This is a genomic window from Enterococcus sp. DIV2371 (assembly GCF_050498525.1).
GTDB classification, from domain to species: domain Bacteria; phylum Bacillota; class Bacilli; order Lactobacillales; family Enterococcaceae; genus Enterococcus_B; species Enterococcus_B mangumiae.
Map to the genome: position 1 here is coordinate 1 of NZ_JBIPAJ010000001.1, position 25,162 is coordinate 25,162.

At 40.0% G+C, this 25,162-nt stretch carries 22 protein-coding genes; 19 read left to right on the plus strand and 3 right to left on the minus strand.

Features of this window, described 5'->3' with window-relative positions:
• The 14 genes from dnaA to IGL24_RS00070 all read left to right on the plus strand — a co-directional run.
• Positions 1-1,335: chromosomal replication initiator protein DnaA (dnaA, locus tag IGL24_RS00005; RefSeq protein ID WP_023518857.1), on the plus strand; the 1,335-nt coding region annotated here is incomplete at its 5' end.
• Positions 1,336-1,535: 200 nt separating this feature from the next.
• Positions 1,536-2,666, plus strand: coding sequence for a DNA polymerase III subunit beta (gene dnaN / locus IGL24_RS00010; RefSeq protein WP_019723042.1), 1,131 nt, complete (start codon positions 1,536-1,538; stop codon positions 2,664-2,666).
• 208 nt (positions 2,667-2,874) lie between these two features.
• Positions 2,875-3,117: a S4 domain-containing protein YaaA gene (gene yaaA, locus IGL24_RS00015; RefSeq protein ID WP_019723041.1), complete on the plus strand. Its 243-nt coding sequence runs from the start codon at positions 2,875-2,877 to the stop codon at positions 3,115-3,117.
• A complete protein-coding gene (gene recF, locus IGL24_RS00020; protein ID WP_206856682.1) occupies positions 3,104-4,219 on the plus strand; it encodes a DNA replication/repair protein RecF in 1,116 nt (371 codons plus the stop codon). Before yaaA ends, recF begins: the two co-directional genes overlap by 14 nt.
• Positions 4,220-4,225: 6 nt before the next feature.
• Positions 4,226-6,172, plus strand: coding sequence for a DNA topoisomerase (ATP-hydrolyzing) subunit B (gyrB, locus tag IGL24_RS00025; RefSeq protein WP_206856681.1), 1,947 nt, complete (start codon positions 4,226-4,228; stop codon positions 6,170-6,172).
• Positions 6,173-6,191: 19 nt separating this feature from the next.
• Entirely contained in the window at positions 6,192-8,687 is a 2,496-nt protein-coding gene (gene gyrA, locus IGL24_RS00030; protein ID WP_207114800.1) for a DNA gyrase subunit A, read from the plus strand.
• 240 nt (positions 8,688-8,927) lie between these two features.
• Positions 8,928-9,227 carry a 30S ribosomal protein S6 gene (rpsF, locus tag IGL24_RS00035; protein WP_206857206.1) on the plus strand — a complete coding sequence of 100 codons (300 nt, stop codon included), beginning with the start codon at positions 8,928-8,930 and terminating at the stop codon, positions 9,225-9,227.
• 50 nt (positions 9,228-9,277) lie between these two features.
• Positions 9,278-9,790 (plus strand): single-stranded DNA-binding protein, encoded by a 513-nt coding sequence (gene ssb / locus IGL24_RS00040; protein WP_161642285.1) that lies wholly within the window; start codon positions 9,278-9,280, stop codon positions 9,788-9,790.
• Between the two features lie 25 nt (positions 9,791-9,815).
• Positions 9,816-10,052 carry a 30S ribosomal protein S18 gene (rpsR, locus tag IGL24_RS00045; RefSeq protein ID WP_010734555.1) on the plus strand — a complete coding sequence of 79 codons (237 nt, stop codon included), beginning with the start codon at positions 9,816-9,818 and terminating at the stop codon, positions 10,050-10,052.
• 165 nt (positions 10,053-10,217) lie between these two features.
• Positions 10,218-12,191 carry a DHH family phosphoesterase gene (locus IGL24_RS00050; protein WP_206857205.1) on the plus strand — a complete coding sequence of 658 codons (1,974 nt, stop codon included), beginning with the start codon at positions 10,218-10,220 and terminating at the stop codon, positions 12,189-12,191.
• A 5-nt stretch (positions 12,192-12,196) separates the two neighbouring features.
• Positions 12,197-12,649: a 50S ribosomal protein L9 gene (gene rplI, locus IGL24_RS00055; protein ID WP_010734553.1), complete on the plus strand. Its 453-nt coding sequence runs from the start codon at positions 12,197-12,199 to the stop codon at positions 12,647-12,649.
• 193 nt (positions 12,650-12,842) lie between these two features.
• Positions 12,843-14,210 carry a replicative DNA helicase gene (dnaB, locus tag IGL24_RS00060; protein WP_206857203.1) on the plus strand — a complete coding sequence of 456 codons (1,368 nt, stop codon included), beginning with the start codon at positions 12,843-12,845 and terminating at the stop codon, positions 14,208-14,210.
• 246 nt (positions 14,211-14,456) lie between these two features.
• The gene (locus IGL24_RS00065) at positions 14,457-15,749 is read left to right on the plus strand and encodes an adenylosuccinate synthase (protein WP_206857202.1); all 1,293 of its coding nucleotides are present in this window, start codon (positions 14,457-14,459) and stop codon (positions 15,747-15,749) included.
• Between the two features lie 248 nt (positions 15,750-15,997).
• Positions 15,998-16,861, plus strand: coding sequence for a DegV family protein (locus IGL24_RS00070; protein ID WP_207699741.1), 864 nt, complete (start codon positions 15,998-16,000; stop codon positions 16,859-16,861).
• Between the two features lie 70 nt (positions 16,862-16,931).
• Here IGL24_RS00070 and IGL24_RS00075 read toward each other — a convergent pair whose 3' ends face one another.
• Positions 16,932-18,554 carry an ABC-F family ATP-binding cassette domain-containing protein gene (locus IGL24_RS00075; protein WP_207699740.1) on the minus strand — a complete coding sequence of 541 codons (1,623 nt, stop codon included), beginning with the start codon at positions 18,552-18,554 and terminating at the stop codon, positions 16,932-16,934.
• A gap of 237 nt (positions 18,555-18,791) precedes the next feature.
• Here IGL24_RS00075 and IGL24_RS00080 point away from each other — a divergent pair, with 237 nt between their 5' ends.
• Both IGL24_RS00080 and relB read left to right on the plus strand, forming a co-directional pair.
• Positions 18,792-19,313 (plus strand): HdeD family acid-resistance protein, encoded by a 522-nt coding sequence (locus IGL24_RS00080; protein WP_206857195.1) that lies wholly within the window; start codon positions 18,792-18,794, stop codon positions 19,311-19,313.
• A gap of 234 nt (positions 19,314-19,547) precedes the next feature.
• Positions 19,548-19,763: a type II toxin-antitoxin system RelB family antitoxin gene (gene relB / locus IGL24_RS00085; protein WP_206857194.1), complete on the plus strand. Its 216-nt coding sequence runs from the start codon at positions 19,548-19,550 to the stop codon at positions 19,761-19,763.
• A gap of 305 nt (positions 19,764-20,068) precedes the next feature.
• On the opposite strand, the gene spxB is transcribed toward relB, so the two are convergent.
• Positions 20,069-21,811, minus strand: a complete 1,743-nt coding sequence (spxB, locus tag IGL24_RS00090; RefSeq protein WP_207700032.1) for a pyruvate oxidase — start codon at positions 21,809-21,811, stop codon at positions 20,069-20,071.
• Positions 21,812-21,966: 155 nt separating this feature from the next.
• Between spxB and IGL24_RS00095 the strand changes: the two genes are divergently transcribed.
• Positions 21,967-22,950 carry a Gfo/Idh/MocA family protein gene (locus tag IGL24_RS00095; RefSeq protein ID WP_207700031.1) on the plus strand — a complete coding sequence of 328 codons (984 nt, stop codon included), beginning with the start codon at positions 21,967-21,969 and terminating at the stop codon, positions 22,948-22,950.
• 57 nt (positions 22,951-23,007) lie between these two features.
• The gene (locus IGL24_RS00100; RefSeq protein WP_206858862.1) at positions 23,008-23,826 is read left to right on the plus strand and encodes a ZIP family metal transporter; all 819 of its coding nucleotides are present in this window, start codon (positions 23,008-23,010) and stop codon (positions 23,824-23,826) included.
• A gap of 74 nt (positions 23,827-23,900) precedes the next feature.
• Here the strand turns inward: IGL24_RS00100 and IGL24_RS00105 are convergent, their stop codons facing one another.
• On the minus strand, positions 23,901-24,098 hold the full coding sequence (locus tag IGL24_RS00105; RefSeq protein ID WP_207700030.1) for a hypothetical protein: 198 nt from the start codon (positions 24,096-24,098) through the stop codon (positions 23,901-23,903).
• A gap of 195 nt (positions 24,099-24,293) precedes the next feature.
• On the opposite strand from IGL24_RS00105, the gene IGL24_RS00110 reads away from it, so the two are divergent.
• Positions 24,294-24,872 (plus strand): TMEM175 family protein, encoded by a 579-nt coding sequence (locus IGL24_RS00110; protein WP_207700029.1) that lies wholly within the window; start codon positions 24,294-24,296, stop codon positions 24,870-24,872.
• The last annotated feature ends 290 nt before the right edge of the window (positions 24,873-25,162 follow it).

The window sequence follows — 25,162 nt, forward strand, 5'->3', positions numbered from 1 at the left end:
ATGGTATCCCTCGATGCTTTATGGACAGAATTAAAAACGACTTATCAAAAAGAACTGTCGCCAGCAAGTTACAATACTTGGATCGAGACAGCACAACCTAAATCATTAGAACAAAGCCAATTAGTGGTAACTGTTCCAAGTAAGATCCATAAGGAATATTGGGAAAAAAATCTCGCGACAAAGATTGTTGAGGTCGGCTACATGTTAACGGGAAAAGAAATCATTCCACGTTTTGTGACCGGTGAAGAAGCGGAACAAGAAGAAGTAGAAGAAATCAAAACAATGAAAGTTCCCCCCATCACACCAATCAAAAAAGCGATGTTGAATCCTAAGTATACCTTCGACACATTTGTGATCGGGAAAGGCAACCAGATGGCACATGCTGCTGCTTTGGTCGTCGCGGAAGACCCTGGTTCCATCTATAATCCATTGTTCTTCTATGGAGGCGTCGGACTTGGTAAGACTCACTTGATGCACGCGATTGGTCATCAAATGTTGTTGAGTCAGCCAAATGCAAAAGTCAAATATGTCAGCAGTGAAACGTTTGCCAATGATTTTATCAATTCGATCCAAAACAAAACGGCCGAAGAATTCCGCCAAGAATATCGTAATGTGGACTTACTATTAGTCGATGATATTCAATTTTTTGCTGAGAAAGAAGCGACTCAGGAAGAATTTTTCCATACATTCAATGCGCTTTACAATGAAGGAAAACAAATCGTATTAACAAGTGATCGTTTACCAAACGAGATCCCTAAATTGCAAGAACGACTCGTTTCTCGCTTTGCTTGGGGACTTTCAGTAGATATTACGCCGCCGGATCTAGAAACAAGAACAGCTATTTTAAGAAAAAAAGCCGCAGCAGAGCGCCTAGAGATCCCCGACGATACATTAAGTTATATTGCCGGACAGATCGATTCCAACATTCGTGAACTCGAAGGCGCACTTGTACGTGTCCAAGCGTTTGCTACGATGAATAGTGAAGATATATCAACTAGTTTAGCTGCTGATGCACTTAAAACATTGAAATCTGGTAAAGGCCATCCGCAACTCTCGATTTTGCAGATCCAAGAGGAAGTTGCGAAGTACTACCATATCCAATTAAAAGATCTAAAAGGAAAGAAACGCGTCAAATCGATCGTTGTCCCTCGTCAAATCGCAATGTACTTGGCTCGGGAATTGACTGATAGCTCTCTTCCTAAAATCGGCGCTGAATTTGGCGGTAAAGACCATACCACAGTCATCCATGCGCACGAAAAAATCCAGCAGCTGATCGATTCAAGTGTCAGCATGCAAAATGAAGTGTCAGAAATCAAAAATTTCTTATTAAATTAAAACAGATGCTCGATAGAAAGAAAAAATGTATTGTGGATAAAAACAGAAATCATTCAAAAGTTATACACATATTTTCCACAGCTGTTTTTTCTTTTCTCTTCTAGCATTTTTATAGTTTTCCACAGTATCAACAGTACCTAATACTTTTATTACTTTATTTAACTAATAATAAAATAAATATACGGCAAAGGAGATCCACAATGAAAGTAACCTTAAACCGCGCAACATTTATGCAAGAACTGCAAACTGTTCAGCGTGCGATTTCAAGCAAAACGACAATCCCTATTTTGACTGGGGTAAAAATCACCCTTAATCAAGAAGGTCTGACTTTGACAGGAAGTAATGCAGATATTTCGATTGAAACATTTCTATCTGTTGAAAATGAAAAAGCGCAAATGCAAATCGAAGCAACTGGAGCGATCGTCCTACAAGCTCGTTTCTTCAGTGAAATCATTCGTCGATTGCCCGAAGAAACTTTTACACTAGAAGTATTAGAAAACAAACAAGTAGCCATCACTTCAGGCAAAGCAAATTTCCTAGTCAATGGGTTAGATGCAGATAACTATCCTCATCTTCCTGTTGTTGAAAGCCATAACCAAATGAAATTACCTGTCCACGTCTTGACAAAATTGATCAATGAAACCGTGTTTGCCGTTTCTCAACATGAAAGTCGTCCGATCCTTACCGGTGTTCATTTCATTTTGAAAGACAACTCATTATTGGCAGTAGCAACTGACTCTCATCGTTTGAGCCAACGAGTGATCCCGATCGAACAATCCGCTGATCAATTTGATATCGTGATCCCTGGAAAAAGTTTGACTGAATTATCTCGTTCTTTGACAAATGAAGAAGAAATCGTCGAAATCAGTATTATGGAAAACCAAGTACTATTCAAAACGGAAAATATGTATTTTTATTCACGTCTGTTAGAAGGAAACTATCCTGACACGAATCGTTTGATTCCTTCAAGCTTCAATACAGAAGTTGAATTTTCTGTCCCAAGCTTTTTAGCAGCGATTGAGCGTGCTTCTTTGCTATCACATGAAGGCCGTAACAATATCGTTCGCTTATCGATCCAGCCTGATTCGGTTGTTCTCTATGGAAACTCTCCTGAAATCGGGAAAGTAGAAGAAAGCTTGAACTATACGACTAGCACGGGTGATCCATTGGATATTTCATTCAACCCAGACTATATGAAAGCCGCATTACGTGCATTTGGTGACATGAGTATCAAAGTGAAATTCATTTCTGCCATTCGTCCATTTACGTTAGAACCGACAGAAGATGGGGTCCAATTTATCCAATTGATCACCCCTGTACGTACAAACTAAAATTATCATTGAAAATAAACTGAAAAAATAATCCATTTTTAACAGAAGGCCCTAAAATCAATTTTAAGGCTTTCTGTTTCTTTTTGTTTAAAACACCTTTTTTCATTTAAATCCGCTCATATGGAAAAATATATGGATAAATTTGTTTTCTTGCGAAAAAAAGGGTATAATAAAGTATACTTTTAATAATGAAAATGAGGGATGAAGAGTGAAACAACAAGTCATTCTAAAAACTGAGTTTATGACGTTGGGTCAAATGCTTAAAGAAGTCACAGTCATCGGCAGTGGCGGACAAGCAAAATGGTATTTAGCAGAAAACACGGTTTTGGTTGATGGCGAGCCAGAAAATCGTCGTGGACGAAAGCTTTATCCCGGTATGATGATCGAAGTTCCAGAAGCAGGAACTTTTTTTATGGTAAAAAAAGGGAATAACGATAATGAGGCTGAATAAGCTGCACCTCAAAAATTATCGGAACTATCAAGAGTTACAGATTGATTTTTCCAAAAATCTCGTCATTTTTTTAGGGGAAAATGCCCAAGGAAAGACGAATCTTTTGGAAAGTATTTATGTGCTTGCAATGACAAGAAGCCACCGGACGAATAGTGAACAAGAATTGATTGGATGGAACGACGAACAGTCGATGATTCAAGGGGAGATCACACGAGGGACCTCTAAGATCCCTTTAGAGATCCAATTGTCTAAAAAAGGCCGCAAAACAAAGATCAATCATATCGAACAAAAGAAACTAAGTAGTTACGTTGGACAATTGAATGTCATCTTATTTGCTCCTGAGGATCTATCTTTAGTCAAAGGAAGCCCACAGATCCGACGCAAATTTTTAGATATGGAATTAGGTCAGATCAACCCGATCTATCTGTATGATCTTGTCCAATATCAAGCGATCTTAAAACAAAGAAATCAATATTTGAAACAATTGAATGAGAAAAAACAAACGGATTTACTTTATCTAGATATTTTATCCGAACAACTAGCAGAATTTGGCAGCAAAGTTTTAAAGGCAAGGGCGCAATTTATCAAGCGTTTAGAATATTGGGCAAATTCTTTGCATCAACAAATCACGCATCAAAGAGAACAGTTGGCAATCGAATATGTCACGTCCCTCTCTTCTTTAGACACTCTGACAGTTCAAGAGATCCAATCACAATTTTTAACGTTGCTCGAACAAAATAAAAAGAAAGATCTCTTTCGAGGGACAACAACTGTCGGTCCTCATCGAGATGACCTTTCTTTTTTTGTCAATGAAAAAAACGTACAAAATTTTGGTTCCCAAGGCCAACAACGAACGACAGCATTAAGTGTCAAATTAGCAGAAATCGATTTGATCAAAGAAGAAACAGGCGAATATCCGATTCTATTACTAGATGATGTGATGAGTGAGTTAGATGATCAACGTCAACTCCATTTGCTAGAAACGATCGAAGGGAAAGTCCAAACGTTCTTAACGACCACCACCCTTGATCACGTTAAAAATAAAATGACTGTTGAACCTGAGATTTTTTATGTTCAGCAGGGGGAAATAAAAGGAGAATAATCATACATGACAGAAGAAAGAAGTTTAGTCGAGCGCGCAAAAGAATATGATGCCAGTCAGATTCAAGTGCTTGAAGGTCTTGAAGCCGTTCGAAAACGTCCGGGAATGTACATTGGTTCAACAAGTTCAGAAGGACTCCACCACTTAGTTTGGGAAATCGTCGACAATTCGATCGATGAAGTCTTGGCAGGATTTGCGACAAAGATCCAAGTGATCATTGAAGAAGACAACAGTATCACTGTAGTCGATGATGGTCGTGGGATTCCGGTCGATATCCAAGCGAAGACTGGTCGCCCAGCTGTTGAGACTGTCTTCACTGTCTTACATGCAGGTGGTAAATTTGGCGGAGGCGGCTACAAAGTATCCGGTGGTCTGCATGGGGTTGGATCTTCCGTTGTTAATGCATTATCGACATTGTTAGATGTCAAAGTCTACAAAGACGGCAAGATTTACTATCAAGAGTATCGTCGTGGTGCAGTCGTCGATGATTTAAAAGTCATCGGTGACACTGATTTGAGCGGAACGACTGTCCATTTTATCCCAGATCCAGAAATTTTTACGGAAACGACAACTTTCGATTTCAACAAATTAGCGACTCGTATTCGTGAGTTAGCTTTCTTGAATCGTGGCATGAAAATCTCGATTGAAGATCGTCGCGAAGAAACGCCTGTCTTGAAAGAATACCACTATGACGGCGGAATCAAGAGTTATGTCGAATATTTAAATGCAAGTAAAACAGTCATCTTCCCTGAACCTGTTTATTTAGAAGGGGAGCAACAAGAAATCACTGTTGAAGTTTCGATGCAATATACAGATGGTTATCATTCCAATATCATGAGTTTTGCCAACAATATCCATACGTATGAAGGCGGAACCCATGAATCAGGATTTAAGACAGCTTTGACACGTGTCATCAATGATTACGCGCGTAAGCAAAAATTGATGAAAGAAAATGATGATAATTTGACGGGTGAAGATGTCCGTGAGGGATTGACAGCAGTCATTTCGATCAAGCATCCAGATCCGCAGTTTGAAGGACAAACGAAGACAAAACTAGGAAATTCAGAAGTACGTACCGTTACTGATCGTTTGTTCAGTGAGCATTTTATGAAGTTCTTATTGGAAAATCCAAGTGTCGGCCGTCAAATCGTCGAAAAAGGCCTACTTGCTTCTAGAGCCCGCTTAGCAGCGAAACGTGCGCGTGAAGTGACTCGAAGAAAAGGCGCACTAGAAATCAGTAATTTACCTGGTAAATTAGCCGATTGCTCAAGTAATGATCCGGAAAAATGCGAATTATTCATCGTCGAAGGAGATTCTGCCGGCGGTTCAGCGAAACAAGGACGAAGCCGTGAATTCCAAGCGATTTTACCGATTCGTGGGAAAATCTTGAACGTGGAAAAAGCAAGTATGGATAAAATTTTAGCGAACGAAGAAATTCGCTCATTGTTTACAGCGATGGGAACAGGTTTTGGTGAAGATTTTGACGTGTCTAAGGCACGATATCATAAATTAGTTATCATGACCGATGCCGATGTCGATGGTGCGCACATCCGTACGTTGCTATTGACACTCTTTTATCGTTACATGCGCCCAATCGTGGAGGCTGGCTATGTTTATATCGCGCAACCACCACTATACGGTGTCAAACAAGGAAAGAAAATCACGTATGTCCAACCAGGGAAAAATGCAGAAGAAGATTTGAGAAAAGTCATCGAATCACTACCAGCAACACCAAAACCAAGTGTCCAACGATACAAAGGGCTTGGTGAAATGGATGATCATCAACTATGGGAAACGACAATGGACCCAAGCAAACGGATGATGGCTCGTGTCAGCGTTGATGATGCGATTGCTGCCGATGAAGTATTTGAAATGTTGATGGGCGATCGAGTGGAACCTCGTCGTGCATTTATTGAAGAAAATGCGCATTATGTTAAAAATCTAGATATTTGATCATGAAGGAGGAAGAAAAATGAGTGAAGAAATCAGAGAAAACATCCATGATGTCAATCTAACCAGCGAAATGAAAGACTCCTTCATTGATTACGCCATGAGTGTCATCGTTGCTCGGGCTTTACCAGATGTTAGAGATGGATTGAAACCAGTTCACCGCCGTATTTTATACGGCATGAACGAACTCGGTGTCACACCGGATAAAGCGCACAAGAAATCAGCCAGAATCGTTGGGGACGTTATGGGTAAATACCATCCCCACGGTGATAGTGCGATCTATGAATCAATGGTCCGTATGGCACAGCCATTTAGTTACCGTTACATGTTAGTTGACGGTCATGGAAACTTTGGCTCAGTGGATGGCGATGGCGCAGCTGCGATGCGTTATACCGAAGCAAGAATGAGTAAGATCGCGACAGAAATGTTACGAGATATCAATAAAAACACCGTTGATTTCCAAAGCAACTATGATGATACGGAAAAAGAACCGGTTGTTTTACCGGCACGTTTCCCTAACTTATTAGTCAATGGTACGACAGGGATCGCGGTTGGGATGGCGACGAATATCCCGCCACATAACCTGACAGAAGTGGTAGCAGCGATTGATCTATTGATGGAAAATCCCGATGTCACAACAAATGAATTGATGGAAGTCTTACCTGGACCTGATTTTCCTACAGGCGGATTAGTGATGGGTAAATCTGGTATTCGTCGTGCGTACGAAACGGGTAAAGGTTCGATCACTGTTCGCGCAAAAGTAGAAATCACAGAAATGCCAAACGGAAAAGAGCGGATCTTAGTCACTGAATTGCCTTATATGGTCAATAAAGCGAAATTGATCGAGCGAATTTCAGAATTGCACCGTGATAAACGAATCGAAGGTATCACTGATCTAAGAGACGAGTCTTCTCGTGAAGGAATGCGTATCGTGATCGATGTACGTCGAGATGCAAGTGCTTCTGTCATTTTAAACAATCTCTACAAACTGACATCCTTGCAAAACTCATTTGGTTTCAATATGTTAGCGATTGAAAAAGGTGTGCCGAAAGTTCTTAGCTTGAAGCAGATCCTTGAAAATTATATCGAACACCAACGCGAAGTAATCACACGTCGTACCGTGTTTGAAAAGGACAAAGCAGAAGCAAGAGCGCACATCTTGGAAGGGTTGCGAATCGCTTTAGACCATATCGATGAGATCATCGCGATCATTCGTGGGTCTAAATCTGATGAAGAAGCGAAAAATACGATGATCGAACGCTTTGAGCTTTCTGATCGCCAATCTCAAGCAATCATGGATATGCGTTTACGTCGTTTGACAGGTTTGGAAAGAGAGAAAATCGAAAATGAGTACCAAGAATTATTGACACTCATTGAAGATTTAGCTGATATTCTTGCTCGTCCTGAACGAGTGACAGAAATCATTCAAACCGAACTTGCTGAATTGAGTCAACGATTTGGCGACAAACGTCGTACAGAATTACTGGTCGGTGAAGTCTTGAGTTTAGAAGACGAAGATTTAATCGAAGAAGAAGAAATCGTGATCACGTTGACGAATAACGGCTATATCAAGCGTTTAGCTAACAATGAATTCCGCGCACAACGTCGTGGCGGTCGCGGGATCCAAGGAATGGGCGTCCATAATGATGATTTCGTGAAAAATCTCGTTTCTTGCTCGACACATGACACATTGTTGTTCTTTACGAATAACGGAAAAGTGTATCGTGCGAAAGGATATGAGATTCCAGAATACGGACGTACAGCAAAAGGTATCCCGATCATCAACTTGCTTGGGATTGATTCAAGCGAGAAGATCCAGGCCATCATTGCAGTGACTGGCGAAGCAGAAGAAGGACATTATTTATTCTTCACGACACGCCAAGGAACAGTCAAACGTACAACTGTCACTGCATTTGCGAATATCCGCAGTAATGGGTTGATTGCGATTGGCTTGAAAGAAAATGATGAATTGGTGAACGTATTATTGACGGATGGCAAATCAAACATCATCATTGGCACGCACGATGGGTATTCTGTGACATTTGCAGAAGATGCCGTTCGTGATATGGGACGTACAGCCTCTGGTGTTCGTGGTGTTCGTTTGAGAGAAGACGATTATGTCGTAGGAGCAGCCTTGATGAATGACGATCATGAAGTCTTGATCATAACAGAAAAAGGTTACGGTAAACGAACGAAAGTTTCTGAGTACCCAGTCAAAGGCCGTGGAGGTAAAGGAATCAAGACGGCCAATATCACTGAGAAAAATGGGCCATTAGCTGGATTGACGACTGTGACCGGTGAAGAGGATATCATGTTGATCACAGACAAAGGCGTGATCATCCGCTTCAACGTTTCAACTGTTTCTCAAACAGGTCGGGCAACGCTAGGCGTACGTTTGATCAAGATGGAAGCAGAAACAAAAGTTGTGACGATGGCAGCGGTAGAACCAGAACCCGCAGAAGAAGCAACTGTTGAAGCAGACACAACGGATGTAGAAACAGACAACACAGAAGAATAGAAAATAGACGTAAACGAGTAGTGAACGTCTTAACTATCAGAGCCTCCGAGACTAGGTAAAACTAGCTTCGGAGGTTTTTGCCCGTGGCAAAAGAAAACTTTATAAAAAGCAGAACACTCGCTTGCTTTTCTAGTGCGTTGCGTGTATAATTGAGGATTGTGAGTAGTCTAATTTATTAGAAAACTCTCCTTGCTCTCGGGAAAGCTGAGGGCCGAAAGTCCATAGGGAGGTGAAAAATCAATGGAAAACACGAAATACGAAATCATGTATATTATTCGTCCTAACATTGATGAAGAAGCAAAAACTGCTTTAATCGAACGTTTCGATTCAATCTTGAAAGATAACGGAGCTGAAGTTATCGAATCAAAAGATTGGGAAAAACGCCGTTTAGCATACGAAATGAACGGTTACCGTGAAGGTATCTATCACATCGTTAAAGTATCTTCTCCATCATCAGCAGATGCAATCAACGAGTTTGATCGTCTTGCTAAAATCAATGACGATATCGTTCGTCACATGATCATTAAAGAAGAAGCTTAATTATTGTTTCACGTGAAACAGTAACACAACGATGAGAGGAGATGACCATTTTGATTAATAACGTTGTACTAGTTGGACGTCTAACAAAAGATCCAGATTTACGATATACATCAAGTGGCACTGCTGTAGCAACGTTCACTTTAGCTGTCAATCGTAACTTCACGAGCCAAAACGGCAACCGTGAGGCGGATTTTATTAATTGTGTGATTTGGCGAAAATCAGCAGAAACACTAGCAAACTATGCACATAAAGGAACTCTTTTAGGTGTAACTGGTCGTATTCAAACGCGTTCTTATGATAATCAACAAGGACAACGTGTGTACGTAACAGAAGTAGTTGCTGAAAACTTCCAATTATTGGAAAGTCGTGCAGCATCTGAAAACCGTCAACAAAGCGGTGGCTACCAAGACACTGGTCAATCGACAAATAATTTTGGCGGAAACAATAACTATAATCAAACATCTCAATCATCCAACGGTATGCCTGATTTTGATCGTGATTCTTCTGATCCATTTGGGTCAAGTTCAACGATCGACATTTCAGACGATGATTTACCATTCTAAACGAATTTGATAGGAGGGAAATAGAATGGCACAACAAAGAAGAGGCGGACGTAAACGTCGTAAAGTAGACTATATTGCTGCTAACCATATTGAATATATCGATTATAAAGATATCGAATTACTAAAAAGATTTATCTCAGAACGCGGTAAAATCTTGCCACGTCGTGTAACAGGTACAGGCGCTAAAAACCAACGTAAAATTACGATTGCAATCAAACGCGCACGTATCATGGGATTACTACCATTCGTTGGCGAAGAATAATTCGCTTTAGGAATGATTTTGTAGGAATACCTAATCGTTTCAACCATTACAGAGGAAGTTATGACTACTGTCGTGACTTCCTCTTTTTGTTCCATTCAGGTGTTTAGTCGCTTACATGACATGAGTTATGGTAAAATTAGGCTAATCAGTTACGGGAGGAAAGACATGGATAAAGAAAAAATAAAAGTAAGCCCGAGCCCTCTGCTCATTCTTTTATTGATCCTTGCAGAAGTTTTGGTTGTATTAGTGATGCCATTTCGGCCGATCAGTGCATTGTTCATACTGTTCGTGAACATCTTTTGTATTCGTTATGGTTTAAAGGTGAAACGTTGGTTGACTTTGAGGAATCGTGAGAAGATCCAACAAGCTTCAACCGTCGCAGAATCCAATTTGAATTATGTTTCTGAAATCATGCCAGTAGGGATCATCTCTTATCAACCAGCGACACAAACCGTTGATTGGCTGAATCCTTTCGCATTGAACGTGAAAGATCAAAGTTCACTCTTAGATGCAGACTTGTTAGAAACCTTTTTTTCAGCAAAAGAAAAAAAGAAAAATCAAGTCTATTTAGCCGACAAAACGTTTCAATTCGAATTGGATACGGTAAAAGGTGTTGTTTATTTTATTGATGTGACACAGAATCAGTTACTGAAGATCCATCAAGTAAACAGCCAACCGATCATCGGTATTCTTTCAATTGATAATTATGCAGATACAGTGGATAAATTGGATGAAAAAGAAGTTTCTTATTTGAACTCCTTTATTACGACATTGATCTCTGACTGGATGAATGAATATCACGTATTTTTTAAACGCATCAATTCAGAGCGCTTTTTCTTCTTTGGACAGATGAGCGACTTGAAGAAAATGATGGATAAGAAATTTGATCTTTTAGATCGCTTACGATCAGAAGCAGAAAGACAAAACCATCCGTTGACGCTTAGCATGGGGATCGCCTATGGGCAACAGTCACTAGAAGAGATTGGTAGTGAAGCTCAAAACAACCTAGATATTGCCTTAGTTCGTGGTGGGGATCAAGTCGTGGTGAAAGAAGTTCGCGAAGGCGCAAAACCCACTTATTATGGGGGGAAATCAGCGACAACGATCAAGCGTACGCGCGTTCGTTCAAGAGCCATGAGTACTGCCTTACGGAAAATATTTGATGAAACAGGCGATGTATTTATTATGGGGCATCGATTCCCTGATATGGATGCGATTGGTTCAGCCGTTGGTGTCAGTTGCCTAGCACGCTTCAATCAGAAAAAAGCATATATCGTCATCGATGAAAAAGAAATCATTCCAGATGTGGAACGCTGTTTGGAAGAAATTCATAAAGAACCAGAGTTGGAGATGCAATTGATTACGCCAGAACGCGCGATGGAGCTCAAGAAAGCAAAGGATCTACTCGTAATGGTCGATTACCATAAACCTTCGCTATCGATCTCTCAGAGCCTTTATGAGCAATTTGATAAGATCGTGATCATCGACCATCATCGTCGAGGAGAAGAGTTTCCAAGTAAGCCACTTTTGACGTATATTGAGTCCTCTGCCTCTTCTGCCTCTGAATTAGTCACAGAATTGATTCAATACCAAAGCAGTCGAACCAATCGGATCAGCCGTTTAGAGGCTACCTTGTTGTTGGCAGGGATGACCGTGGATACGAATAACTTCAATGTCCGAACCACAGCACGCACTTTTGATGTGGCAAGCTATTTAAAGACTTGTAGTGCAGACGCATCCTTAGTACAATATTTATTGAGCTCTGATTTAGCCACTTATCTCGAAATCAGCCACTTGATTGCACACAATGAACAAGTGACGGAGGATATAGTGGTGGCAGCAGGGACGGATGAAAAAGAGTATAATAGTGTTATCGCAGCAAAAACAGCAGATACGTTGCTTTCAATGGTCAATATCAATGGCGCTTTCGTGATTACCAAACGAACAGATGGCTTAGTTGGTATCAGCGCTCGCAGCACAGGAACGATCAATGTCCAACTCATCATGGAATCTCTAGGTGGTGGCGGACATTTCACCAATGCCGCAACACAATTGGAAAATGTGACTGTCGAAGAAGCAAAACAACAACTGCTCGCTGCTATCCAAGAAAATATGCAACAATTATATAAAAAGGAGTAGATGAAATGAAAGTCATTTTCTTACAAGATGTCAAAGGCAAAGGCAAAAAAGGCGATGTCAAAGAAGTGCCTACAGGCTATGCACAAAATTATTTGATCAAGAACAACCTAGCAAAAGAAGCAAATAAAAGTAGTATCAGTCAGTTAGAAGGACAGAAAAAAGCGCAAGAAAAACAAGAAGCAGAAATCCTTGAAGAAGCAAAAAAACTAAAAGAATTTCTTGAAAAAGAAGAAACAGTCGTTGAATTAAAAGCCAAAGCAGGAGAAGATAGCCGCTTGTTCGGTTCAATCCCATCGAAACAAATCGCTGAAGGTCTGAATAAACAATACAAAGTAAAATTGGACAAACGTAAAATCGAATTGAATAACCCGATCCGTACATTAGGTTACACGAACGTACCAGTGAAGTTGCATCATGAAGTAACGGCAACGATCAAAGTACATGTTGTTTCTGAATAAACGAAAAGAACCTATGACGAAAGGTCATCCCTTCGAAAAACAGCCGCAGAGGTCAAAAATAGCTTTTGATTATTTTTGGCCTCTGTGGCCTATTTTCGAAGGCACAGCTTTTGGAACAGATGTTCATTTTAGGGATGACTTTTCTGCCATTTTCTTGTAAAATGAAGCAATTGAAAGCAAGGAGCGATAGAATATGAGTGAAGTGTGGCAGGATCGAATTCCACCGCAAAATATTGAAGCTGAACAAGCGGTTCTAGGTTCTGTGTTTCTAGACGCTGAAACGATTATTGATGCCATGGAGTACATAGAACCGAAAGACTTTTATCGTCGGGGACATCAAATCATTTTTGAGATCATGATCGAATTGAATGACCGTAGTGAAGCCATTGATGTTGTGACAGTCAAAGATCGTTTAGAGCAACGAAATCTACTGGAAGATGCTGGCGGCGTCAGCTATTTATCTGACCTAGCCTTAGCGGTACCAACGGCAGCAAACATCGTGTACTATGCAAAAATCGTGGAAGAAAAATCGTTACTTCGTAATTTAATCCAAACAGCAACAGGCATTGTCACTAGAGGATTTGAACAAGGAGAAGAAGTCCAATCGATCTTGGACGATGCGGAACGTAGTATCCTTGAAGTATCAGAAAAACGTAATCGCAGCGGATTCTTATCCATTGCGGACGTCTTGAATTCAACGATTGAAAATATCGACCAGTTAGCACAAAACAATGAAGAAATCACCGGTTTACCTACGGGTTACCAAGGATTAGATAAAATGACTGCTGGATTCCAAGCAGAAGAGCTGATTATTTTAGCTGCTCGTCCGGCGGTAGGTAAAACAGCCTTTGCCTTGAATATTGCCCAAAATGTCGGTACAAAAACGGATCGTTCCGTAGCAATCTTCAGTTTGGAGATGGGGGCAGAATCACTAGTCAATCGGATGCTTTGTGCGGAAGGGTCGATCGAAGCGAGTCACCTACGTACAGGTCAGCTTTCAGAAGAAGAATGGTCCAATTTGATCGTTGCGATGGGAAGCTTATCTAAAGCCAATATCTTTATCGATGATACCCCAGGGATCAAAATCTCTGAGATACGTGCAAAATGCCGAAAACTTGCGCAAGAAAAAGGAAATCTAGGTTTGATCCTTATCGATTACTTGCAGTTGATCGAAGGAAACGGCAAAGAAAACCGCCAACAAGAAGTCTCTGATATTTCTCGTCAGTTAAAGAAACTGGCAAAAGAATTAAAAGTACCCGTCATTGCCCTTTCACAGCTTTCTCGTGGGGTAGAACAACGTCAGGATAAACGCCCTGTATTGAGTGATATCCGGGAATCTGGGTCAATCGAGCAGGATGCCGATATCGTTGCTTTCTTATATCGTGATGATTACTACGAACGTGAAGGCGGCGAGGACAGCGATGCACCAGAACCGCAAAATGACAATGTCATCGAAGTCATAATCGAAAAAAACCGTAGTGGTGCAAGGGGAACAGTCGAGCTGCTCTTCATCAAAGAATACAATAAGTTTTCTTCCCTTTCACCGCGAGAAGAATATTAATCAGAATCAATCAAAAATACATCCGAGAAACGAAGGTAGGACTACTTTCGTTTCTCGGATTTTTTTGAAATACCCCTTAATTGAGCTTTTTCTTCGCGATGGTGAGTTTGAAGAAATTACACTATATTGTTCGTTTTTCAATCGTTTTCACTAAATTATTCCAAATATCATTCGATTTTAGTTGAATAAAGTGTCAATCATTGTTACAATAATTCAGGATTAAATAATATTAAATGAGGTGTTCAAATGTCATCTGTAGTAGTAGTGGGTACACAATGGGGCGACGAAGGGAAAGGAAAAATTACTGACTTTCTTAGTGAAAATGCTGAAGTGATCGCACGGTACCAAGGTGGCGACAATGCGGGACACACAATTAAATTCGATGGTGTTACGTATAAACTGCACTTGATTCCTTCGGGGATTTTTTACAAAGATAAAATCAGCGTGATCGGGAATGGTGTAGTAGTCAATCCGAAATCTTTAGTCAAAGAATTGGCTTATTTACACGAAAAAAATGTGACGACAGATAATTTACGTATCTCTGATCGTGCACATGTCATCTTGCCGTATCATATCAAATTAGACCAATTGCAAGAAGATGCAAAAGGGGAAAACAAAATCGGAACGACCATCAAAGGGATCGGACCTGCTTATATGGATAAAGCCGCACGTGTCGGTATTCGTGTAGCCGATTTATTGGACAAAGAAATTTTTGAAGAACGTTTACGCATGAATTTAGACGATAAAAATCGTCAATTTGTGAAAATGTTCGATTCAGAGCCAATCGATTTTGAAGAAATCTTTGAAGAATACTATGAGTATGGTCAACAAATCAAACAATATGTGACAGATACATCTGTCATTTTAAATGATGCGCTAGATGCAGGAAAACGTGTACTATTTGAAGGCGCACAAGGAGTTATGTTGGATATCGATCAAGGAACCTATCCTTTTGTTACTTCATCCAATCCAGTTGCTGGAGGCGTGACGATCGGTAGTGGTGTCGGCCCTTCTAAAATCAATAAAGTGGTCGGTGTATGTAAAGCCTATACGTCACGTGTGGGTGATGGCCCGTTCCCAACAGAATTGTTTGACGAAACAGGTCAACGAATCCGTGATATCGGTCGTGAGTATGGTACAACGACAGGGCGTCCACGTCGTGTCGGCTGGTTTGATACAGTCGTGATGCGTCATTCAAAACGTGTATCAGGTATCACGAATCTATCTTTGAATTCGATCGATGTCTTGAGCGGCTTAGAAACAGTGAAGATCTGTACAGCGTACGAATTAGACGGTGAACGAATCTATCATTACCCAGCGAGTCTGAAAGAATTGAATCGTTGCAAGCCAATCTATGAAGAATTACCAGGCTGGTCAGAAGATATTACTGCTTGCCGTACGTTAGCAGAACTACCAGAAAATGCGCGTAACTATGTAAGACGTATCTCAGAGCTTGTAGGCGTGCGTATTTCAACATTTTCAGTCGGTCCTGACCGAAACCAAACAAATATCCTAGAAAGCGTGTGGGCGCAAATCTAGGCCTTTCAGTGACTATTCGCTAACAGGAACATTCTTTCAAGAATGAGTGAAACACTGGAATCACGATAAACAGATAAGAGGGGAAAACGGGGAATCGAACGTTTTTCCCTCTTATCGTATCTATTCACCCTTTCGTTTGAACAGTTCATGCCAAGTAGAATGTCTACAAGGGTTGAAGTTATTTAAAATTCTAGGAGTTTGCTATAATAGACAACGATGAAAAGTGGAGAAAAAAGGAGTTGGAACGAATGTATCAAATAGTCACAGATTCATGTTGCGATCTGCCATATCAGGTATTAGCAAATGCAAATGTTGATTTTTTATCTATGGAAATCCAGATAGGTGAGGAGATCCTGATCGATGATCTAGGAAAAACATTTGATTATGAAGGGTACATCCAACAGTTACGTGAAGGCGCAATGCCTACGACCTCACAAATCAATGTTGGTCGTTATTTAGAATTCTTTCGTAGCTATGTAGAAAAAGGAATCCCTGTTTTGTACGTTGCTTTTTCGAGTGGCATGAGTGGTTCTTACAGCAGTGCCTTACAAGCAGTGGAATTATTGAAGGAATCATACGAAGACCCACAAGTTTATGTATTTGATACAAAAGCCGCAAGCATCGGTGAGGGATTGTTGGTATTAGAAGCAGTTCGCTTGAAACAAGCAGGCTCTTCTCTAGAAGAAACACTGACTTGGCTAGAAAACAATTACCTCAAGGTTCATTCTTGGGTAACAGTCGATGATTTAAAACATTTAGAACGTGGTGGCCGTATTTCTAAAGCAAGTGCCACTATTGGTAGTCTTTTAAGCGTAAAACCAATCATTACCGTTGAACCAGGTGGTCATCTATCAAATGTCGATAAAGTACGCGGTAGAAATAAATCCATTCAAAAAATCGTGGATGAAACCGTCAAATCGATTGTCGCGCCACTTGAACAAACGGTGTATATCGCTTATGCAGGTGATCTAGAAAGTGCTGAGAAAGCCAAAAAGCTGCTGGAAGAAAGCATCAAAACAAAAGAAATCAAGCTCTATCCCTTAGGACCAACGATCGCAAGTCATACAGGCTATGGCTGTATCGCGATATTCTCAATGGGCGTCAGCCGATAAAAAGAAAAACAGGTGTATCACGTAAGAATACTTACGCTGTACACCTGTTTTTTTGTTGATGTTGAAAGGCTTAGTTCCAAAGTTGTTCCAATTGTTTTTGGATGTCTTTGTTCTCTAAGAATTCATCATAAGTCGTATCTGCACGGTCGATCACGCCTTTATCAGAAACAGCAATGATGCGATTTGCTAACGTTTGGATGAATTGGTGGTCATGAGAAGCAAATAGGATCGAACCTGAAAATGCCATCAAACCATCATTCAATGCAGTAATCGATTCTAAGTCTAAATGGTTCGTTGGATCATCTAAGACAAGGACATTTGCTTTTGAAAGCATCAATTTAGAAAGCATACAACGAACTTTTTCGCCCCCAGAAAGGACATTTACTGGTTTTAATACTTCTTCACCAGAAAACAACATACGGCCTAAGAAGCTTCGTAAGAATGTGTTGTCATCTTCTTCTTTACTTGCATATTGGCGTAACCAGTCAAGGATCGTTAAGTCTGTATCAAATTCTTTTGTTGTATCCTTTGGTAGATAAGCATTGCTTGTTGTTACACCCCAACGGACAGTACCCGTATCCGGTGTTAAATCGCCCATGATCACTTTGAATAGCGTTGTAGTTGTTATATCATTTTCGGCAACGAATGCTACCTTGTCTTCTTTATTCAAAGTGAATGATATATCATCTAAAATCTTCTTACCATCAATCGTTACACTGATATTTTCAACTTGTAGTAAGTCATTTCCGATTTCACGTTCCGGTTTGAATCCAACAAAAGGATAACGACGTGAAGATGGTTGGATATCGTCCAACGTGATTTTTTCTAACATTTTCTTACGAGATGTTGCTTGTTTTGATTTTGACGCATTTGCACTGAAACGTGCGATAAAGTCTTGTAGTTCTTTGATTTGTTCTTCTTTTTTCGCATTGGCATTCGCTTGTAGCTTAGTCGCTAATTGGCTTGATTCTAACCAGAAGTCGTAATTTCCTACATAAAGCTTGATTTTTCCAAAGTCTAAATCTGCCATGTGGGTACATACTTTATTCAAGAAGTGACGGTCATGGGAAACAACGATCACTGTATTCTCAAATTCAATCAAAAATTCTTCTAACCAGTTGATCGACTGGATATCTAGTCCGTTTGTCGGCTCATCTAGAAGTAATACATCTGGTTTACCAAATAGTGTTTGTGCAAGCAACACTTTCACTTTTTGTCCACCTGTTAGTTCGCTCATCAATTGATGGTGTAACTCTTCAGGAATATTCAATCCTTGAAGTAAAACAGCTGCTTCTGGCTCTGCTTCCCAACCATTTAATTCTGCGAACTCGCCTTCTAATTCTGCGGCACGAATCCCATCTTCATCTGTAAAATCTTCTTTCATATAGATGGCATCTTTTTCTTTCATTACTTCATACAAACGTTTATGCCCCATGATCACTGTTTCCATTACAGTATATTCTTCATAGTCAAAGTGGTTTTGTTTCAAAACAGCCATACGTTCATCAGGTCCTAATGTAACAGAACCTGTTGAAGGTTGTAAGTCTCCAGATAATACTTTAAGGAATGTTGATTTACCTGCGCCATTTGCTCCAATTAAGCCATAACAATTGCCGGGAGTGAATTTTATATTAACATCATCAAATAGTTTGCGATCTGAAAAGTGCAAACTTACATCATTTACAGTAATCAATTTTTTTCCTCACTTTATGTTTATAATATTTGCCAAGTCTTCTAGAATTATATAGGGGAATGTTGAAAGTTTCAAGGAAATCAGTGATTCTTTACGTTTCACGTGAAACAATTAAAGGAATAAAAGATGGTAAACGTTTTTTTACCACTAAAGCATTTTCATAGGTGCTAAATTTTTGAAGTTATTTTAATGGGGGCGTAAGATAGAAATAGATAAAGAAGAAAGTAGGGATAAAAAATGAAAGAAAGTAGAAAAGTAGATTGGGGTTCACTGATATTAGGGATATTATTTGTTTTAGTTTCCTTGATTTCTTTTCGTGATCCAGTAGGTAACTTGGTTGCCATCGTTATTGTATTTGCTGTTTTTGCTATTATAAAAGGGTTATTTGAGTTATTTATGCGCAAACAAGTAAAAGAGCTGACAGGTTATAAAGGCAAGATGCCATTGGTCGTCGGGATCATTGATATTTTGATTGGGATCTTTTTCATCTTCAATATTGGCGCCGGTGTTGTAGCATTACCATTTGTCTTCGCTATTTGGTTCATTATTGATTCTGTTTTAGCTTTAGTTACGGCTGATTTATTTAGAGGAATCAGTGAAGGTCATTATTGGTTCACCGTAGTCATCAACATCTTGGGTATCTTATTAGGGATCATTTTATTATTCAATCCTTTATCCTCTGCGTTGACGCTAAGTTTTTTAGTTGGTTTTTACTTTATGGTGGTTGGGATCAATCAGATCGTTTATGCGTTTAGATGATTTCTAGAAATATAAGAATAAAATCAATTAAATTTAAGTTGTTAGAAGTGATTGGCAGATGATCTTAATCATGAACTAAGTTTACACTTAAAAAAGTGCAATAGCTGACCAAGTGATTCAATCATTGAGTTACTTGGTTGGCTTTTTTATTGATTAAGAGAAGGTGTGTATAGATTTTTTGTAAATTAACAATTATATTACAATTAGTTGAATAGAAGGGGAGGGATCAATAGTATGGGTATAATAACGATAAGATTGAATGATCAGGAAGAAGCTTTCTTTCAAAGCTATGCAGAATTAACGGGTCAACCTTTATCTACTTTGATGAAACAAGCATTGACTGAAAAAATTGAAGATTATCTTGATTTGCAAGACGGATATGAAGTATTGAAAAATCTAACTAATGAATCAGCTAGTCTCCAAAATATGTTGAAAGAAGAAGGCTTATGACTTAACTTGTGGAATTTTACTCTGGCGTTACCGTATAGGTAAATACAGACTTATTTGCATCATCCATGATGATTGTGCTCTTGTGCTTGTTATCAAGTCAGGAAAGCGTGAGACAATTTATAGTATTTAGTCGATGTAATTATTACATATTTTTATAGTAATATTCAGCTTTCATGTTTTTAAAAGCCTATCCTTTGGAAAAAACCTCATAAAGCCAAAATAGTTTCCATATTTTGGCTTTATGAGGTTTTTAAATTTTTTGTTCTGCTAACTTTGGGATTTTCTTGATTCACTTGGAAGAACTTTTACAACTGTTTAGAAAGATGTTGCGTATATATTTCATGAAGCACAGGCATATCATGGACCTTATATTTTTCTTTGAAGGCCTCGATTTCTTCTTCGCTATATTTTCTTGGATCTAAGTGTAAGTCTTCGACAGGTAAGGGACGTTTATTGGGGATTTTCACATCGATTACGACTGGGCGATCGGATGCCGCCGCCGCATCGAAAGCCGGGCGTAATTGCTCGTAGTGTGTAATCGTGAATCCATCCGCACCTAAGGCTTCACATGCTTTCCCAAAATCCGCTTGTTCAAGTAAGACGCCAAATTTTTGTTGTTCAGTGTCTTCTTGTTCGGCTTCGATAAAGCCAAATGAATCATTTGAGAAAACGACATTGATGACTGGTAACTGATAGCTGACTTGGGTCAAGATATCTTGCATCACCATAGCAAAGCCACCGTCACCGCTCAAAGTAAAGACTTGTCGATCGGGAAAACTTAATTGAGCAGCTATTCCGCCTGGCACCCCATTTCCCATCGTCGCAAACCAACCAGAAGTAGTGTGTAGCTGCTCGCCGTTCATATTCAATAAGCGGATGGAGTGAATGGTCGTGTTTCCAACATCTGTCACAAAAACAGCATCGTGTTCGGCAATCCGGTTGATTTCTTTGTAGACTGCTTCTGGGCGAATCGATTGCTCAGTCGGTTCTTCAAACGATTGTAACCAACGCCGCCAATTTTGGACATTTTCTTGGTTGGCTAAATACCAAGTATCTTCTGTTCGCTCTTCGCCCTGTTCAACTAATTTATCTAACGTTATTTTTCCATCGCCTAAAATGGCTAAATCTGCGTGATGACGGCGGCCAAACTTGGCTGCATCAATATCGACTTGGATAAAAGCTGCCTCAGGATTGAAGAACGTCCGCCCAAAAGGAAAGTCACTTCCTACGAATAAAATCAAATCGGCTTCTGCCAACGCTTCATTTGCAGGTTTTGTCGCTACCCGACCCGCAAAACCAAGAAAGTTTTTGGCTTCATCTGGCACAATTCCTTTAGCTAAAACAGAAGCAACTATCGGCATCTTGAAATATTCGGAAAATCGCTTGATCTGCTCATACCCATGACGGACACCTTGTCCGATGAATAAGACGGGTTTTTGGGCTTGTTTGAGATATGGTAAAGCTGCGTTTACGTCTTCTGTGTCAGGTAAGATCACTCCTGTTTTGTACGTATGAGCGTTGGAAACCTCTTGCCACTCAATTTCTTCAAAACCAAAATCAACAGGGATCGTCACGACTGCGACGCCTTGATGCGCATATGCTGCCTTGATGGCTTCATCAACCACATGGGGTAAACTTTCAGGTGTCATGACTGTGCGGTTGTAGACACTCACATCAGCGAAAATCGGATTTTCATTTAACTCTTGAAAAGCAGTATAATTCATTGAAGTTGAAGCCACTTGTCCTAAAAGAGCGACGACTGGGACATGGTCCATTTGAGCATCGTAAAGTCCATTGATCAAATGTGTTGCGCCAGGCCCAGCAGAACCAAAGACAGCACCTACTTTCCCTGTTAATTTGGCATCAGCAGCCGCAGCTAACGCGCCGACTTCTTCATGACGTACTTGGATATAATCGATTTTTTCTTTTTCTTTGTACAACGCATCCATAATGGAATTGAACGAACCACCTGGAATCCCATAAATATGATCGATTCCCCAGCTTTCAAGCACTTTTACCATTGCAATACCGGCATTTATTGTTGACATTTTGACACACTCCTTAAAAAAACGAATTATATTTATTGTTTAAAGTATAAATCTTCCTTTTCAAAAGCCCAACTAAAGCGACTTTTCAGCTGTGCGACTTGTAAGTAAATTATGAAACTATGGTATAGTGAGGTCAAAAAGTGAGGAGGAAGCGTATGCTAAAAATCGGTATCATGAGTGGCGCGTCGATCGTGCCACGTTTTGTTGAGGGGATCAAAGAAAGTGGTGTGGCGCAAGCTGCAGCGATTGCTACACGTCGCTTAGAAAAGGCACAGCAGTTAGCAACAGAGTTAGGAATCCCAAAGGCTTATGGCAGTTATGAAGCATTGCTTGCTGACAACGAGGTAGAATTGATTTATATTCCACTGATCAATCATCTTCATTTTTCTGCAGCGAAAGCCGCCATTCAAGCGAAGAAGCATGTGCTTTTAGAGAAACCTTTCACATTGCATCCAGAAGAGGCACAAGAACTCTATTCACTGGCGCAACAACACGATGTTTTTCTTATGGAAGCACAAAAAGCAGTGTTTCTCCCAGCAATCGAAGACGTGAAAAAAACGATTGATTCAGGAAAAATCGGTCAAGTGCAATTAGTAGATATTCGTGATGCTCGCCCGGGGTCAGAAAAGATTCCTTGGTTCTGGGATATGGAAAAAGGGGGAGGCGTATTGATCTCTAATGCTTCCTACCCGTTAAGTGTCAGTCAATATTTCTTTGGAACAGGCTTTGATGGCTATAACGGTATATGTGTTGAACACGGCTCAGGTCAAACAGACGAGCAATGTATGATCAACTTGAAACAGAAAGATCTTTTGATCAGTTTATTTCTAACAACAAAAATGTCTTTTACTAGTACGTACTCAATCATTGGCGAAAAAGGTACGATCATTATTCCTAATTATTGGAAAACGGACCATTATACGATCCAAATGAACGATGGAGAAGTAGTGAAAAAAGATTTTCCGATGAATAGTGAATTCGTCTTTGAGATCCGTCATGTCGCCGATTTACTTTCCTCAGGCAAGAAGCAAGGGACAGTGGTAGATCCGAACATGACGATCACAAATGTTCAAGTCGTTGACGATCTTTACTACAAGTGGTTTGGGGATGCTTGGCGAAAGGGATCATCAGATAAATAGTAGTCACATTTTTGCCAATATGCTAGAGTAAGAATAAAAGGTTGAAAGGAGATTTGTATGGTTGATTGGCTGCTGAAGCTAGAACCTTGGCAGCAAGCGTTGACGGGTACAGCGTTTACTTATTTTATGACTGCGCTTGGGGCTGGCTTAGTTTTTTTCTTTAAAGAAATCAAAAAAGATGTACTTAATCTGATGTTAGGATTTGCTTCTGGTGTGATGATCGCTGCCAGTTTTTGGTCTTTGTTAGATCCGGCAATCACAAAAGCAGAAGAAAATGGCGACATTGCTTGGCTTGTCGTTAGTATTGGTTTTGGGCTAGGTGGATTATTCTTATATCTTGCGGACAAAACTTTACCACATATGCATTTTGGTCCAGCACATGAAAAAGAAGGATTACCGACACATTTAAAACGAACGATTTTACTTGTTTTTTCGATTACTTTGCATAATATTCCAGAGGGCTTAGCCGTAGGGGTGGCATTTGGTGCGGCAGCCACTTCGGAGAACCCAACGACTGCGGTGCTGGCAGCGATCTCTGTTGCGCTAGGGATCGGTATTCAAAACTTCCCAGAAGGAGCAGCTGTTTCGATTCCTCTTCGCCAAGAAGGATTGAGTCGGACAAAAGCTTTCGTCTATGGACAAGCATCAGGTGTCGTTGAACCGATTGCAGGAGTCATCGGAGCAATCTTGGTGACGAAAGTTTCGGTCTTGTTGCCGTATGCTTTAGCTTTTGCAGCGGGTGCAATGATTTATGTCGTAGTGGAGGAATTGATTCCAGAAGCGCAACAAACACTTTCCAGTAAACGACACTATGCCGTTTTCGGTGTCATGTCTGGCTTTATTATCATGATGATTTTAGATGTAGCACTTGGATAAAATGATATATCATTTAGTAAAACAAAAAAAGAGGCAGAAAATTTCTGTCTCTTTTTGTTTTTGTTGAAAGGGAATTAGTAGTATTTTCTTTGTTGCGTTGCGCGAGTGATCCAACGGACTAACCAAATCGCAATGGCTGCTGGAATCAATAATTTGATACCTAACCATAGCAAGCTGCTGATTACGCTAACGAATAGGCTGAGGACAAAGCTAGCTACGACTAAACCGATAACCAATAGGATGATCGTTTGGAACGCATTTCTTTTTTGCATGTTGATCGCCTCTTTTCTCTATTTGGTAAACTTCTCACTAGAAGCTTCACTTGTTCTTTTCGATAAAATAAGTATAGCAAGGATTTTTTATGATGACCTCCACCTAGAGGCCGATTTCTACTTGCTACTTTGGTGTGAAAAGGTTGCTTTTTTATCCTTTTTACGAATAAAATGAAGCGAAAGGAGAGGAAAGTCATGCCGAAAAATCGACTAGAAGCCTTTACAGATGCAGTAATCGCCATCATCATGACGATTTTAGTACTGGAGCTACATGAACCACATTCAGATACCTTTCAAGCATTGATGACACTTGCTCCACGCTTTCTTATCTATATCATTAGTTTTTTCACTTTAGGTATTTACTGGAATAACCATCATCACTTGTTTCAAGCCGTTCATAAGGTCAATGGCCGAGTGCTGTGGGTGAATAGCTTTTTTATTTTTTTCCTATCGCTGTTTCCTTTTGTTACATCATGGATCAGCGAATACAGTAACAGCCTTGTCCCTGAAATCACCTATGGCGTGGTGATATTAGGTGCTAATCTCACCTATTACGTGTTAGCACGGACATTAGTGGCCTCAGAAGAAGACGAAAAAGCATCCATCAAAGAGCTGTTCGGTAATTACCGTAAATCATATTTATCGATAGGCTTGAACGTTGTAGGACTGATACTGGGAGTTTTGGTTGCGCCAATTGCCGTACTATTGGTCAATGTCGTGATCTTGGTTGCTTGGTTGATCCCAAGTCGTAAAATTGAAGCCTACTATCGTTAACTACCTAGCTAAAACGTACAACAAAAGACATGTAAGAGTGAAAGGCGTAATTCCTCACTCTTACATGTCTTTTGTTGTATAAACGTCGAACTGGTTTATCAGTCATTTGGAGGAAATTTAATAGAAAAATAAGTAAAATACAAAAAAACAATCGAAATTTTAAGGCATACTAGTGGTTAAAGAGGGATGTCGTATGAGAAAAAGGGAAAAATTTTATCCAGCCATCGTGACAAGTGTCATTACCATACTTATTTATGTAGAGCAATCGAGAGGGAGTCTGCTAGTTCTCT

What these genes read in the sequence shown, in the direction of transcription:
- dnaN (WP_019723042.1), top strand. Translation starts at nt 1,536, where the DNA reads ATGAAAGTAACCTTAAACCGCGCAACATTTATGCAAGAACTGCAAACT.
- recF (WP_206856682.1), top strand. Translation starts at nt 3,104, where the DNA reads ATGAGGCTGAATAAGCTGCACCTCAAAAATTATCGGAACTATCAAGAG.
- gyrB (WP_206856681.1), top strand. Translation starts at nt 4,226, where the DNA reads ATGACAGAAGAAAGAAGTTTAGTCGAGCGCGCAAAAGAATATGATGCC.
- gyrA (WP_207114800.1), top strand. Translation starts at nt 6,192, where the DNA reads ATGAGTGAAGAAATCAGAGAAAACATCCATGATGTCAATCTAACCAGC.
- rpsF (WP_206857206.1), top strand. Translation starts at nt 8,928, where the DNA reads ATGGAAAACACGAAATACGAAATCATGTATATTATTCGTCCTAACATT.
- rpsR (WP_010734555.1), top strand. Translation starts at nt 9,816, where the DNA reads ATGGCACAACAAAGAAGAGGCGGACGTAAACGTCGTAAAGTAGACTAT.
- IGL24_RS00050 (WP_206857205.1), top strand. Translation starts at nt 10,218, where the DNA reads ATGGATAAAGAAAAAATAAAAGTAAGCCCGAGCCCTCTGCTCATTCTT.
- rplI (WP_010734553.1), top strand. Translation starts at nt 12,197, where the DNA reads ATGAAAGTCATTTTCTTACAAGATGTCAAAGGCAAAGGCAAAAAAGGC.
- dnaB (WP_206857203.1), top strand. Translation starts at nt 12,843, where the DNA reads ATGAGTGAAGTGTGGCAGGATCGAATTCCACCGCAAAATATTGAAGCT.
- IGL24_RS00065 (WP_206857202.1), top strand. Translation starts at nt 14,457, where the DNA reads ATGTCATCTGTAGTAGTAGTGGGTACACAATGGGGCGACGAAGGGAAA.
- IGL24_RS00070 (WP_207699741.1), top strand. Translation starts at nt 15,998, where the DNA reads ATGTATCAAATAGTCACAGATTCATGTTGCGATCTGCCATATCAGGTA.
- IGL24_RS00080 (WP_206857195.1), top strand. Translation starts at nt 18,792, where the DNA reads ATGAAAGAAAGTAGAAAAGTAGATTGGGGTTCACTGATATTAGGGATA.
- relB (WP_206857194.1), top strand. Translation starts at nt 19,548, where the DNA reads ATGGGTATAATAACGATAAGATTGAATGATCAGGAAGAAGCTTTCTTT.
- spxB (WP_207700032.1), bottom strand. Translation starts at nt 21,811, where the DNA reads ATGTCAACAATAAATGCCGGTATTGCAATGGTAAAAGTGCTTGAAAGC.
- IGL24_RS00095 (WP_207700031.1), top strand. Translation starts at nt 21,967, where the DNA reads ATGCTAAAAATCGGTATCATGAGTGGCGCGTCGATCGTGCCACGTTTT.
- IGL24_RS00100 (WP_206858862.1), top strand. Translation starts at nt 23,008, where the DNA reads ATGGTTGATTGGCTGCTGAAGCTAGAACCTTGGCAGCAAGCGTTGACG.
- IGL24_RS00105 (WP_207700030.1), bottom strand. Translation starts at nt 24,098, where the DNA reads ATGCAAAAAAGAAATGCGTTCCAAACGATCATCCTATTGGTTATCGGT.
- IGL24_RS00110 (WP_207700029.1), top strand. Translation starts at nt 24,294, where the DNA reads ATGCCGAAAAATCGACTAGAAGCCTTTACAGATGCAGTAATCGCCATC.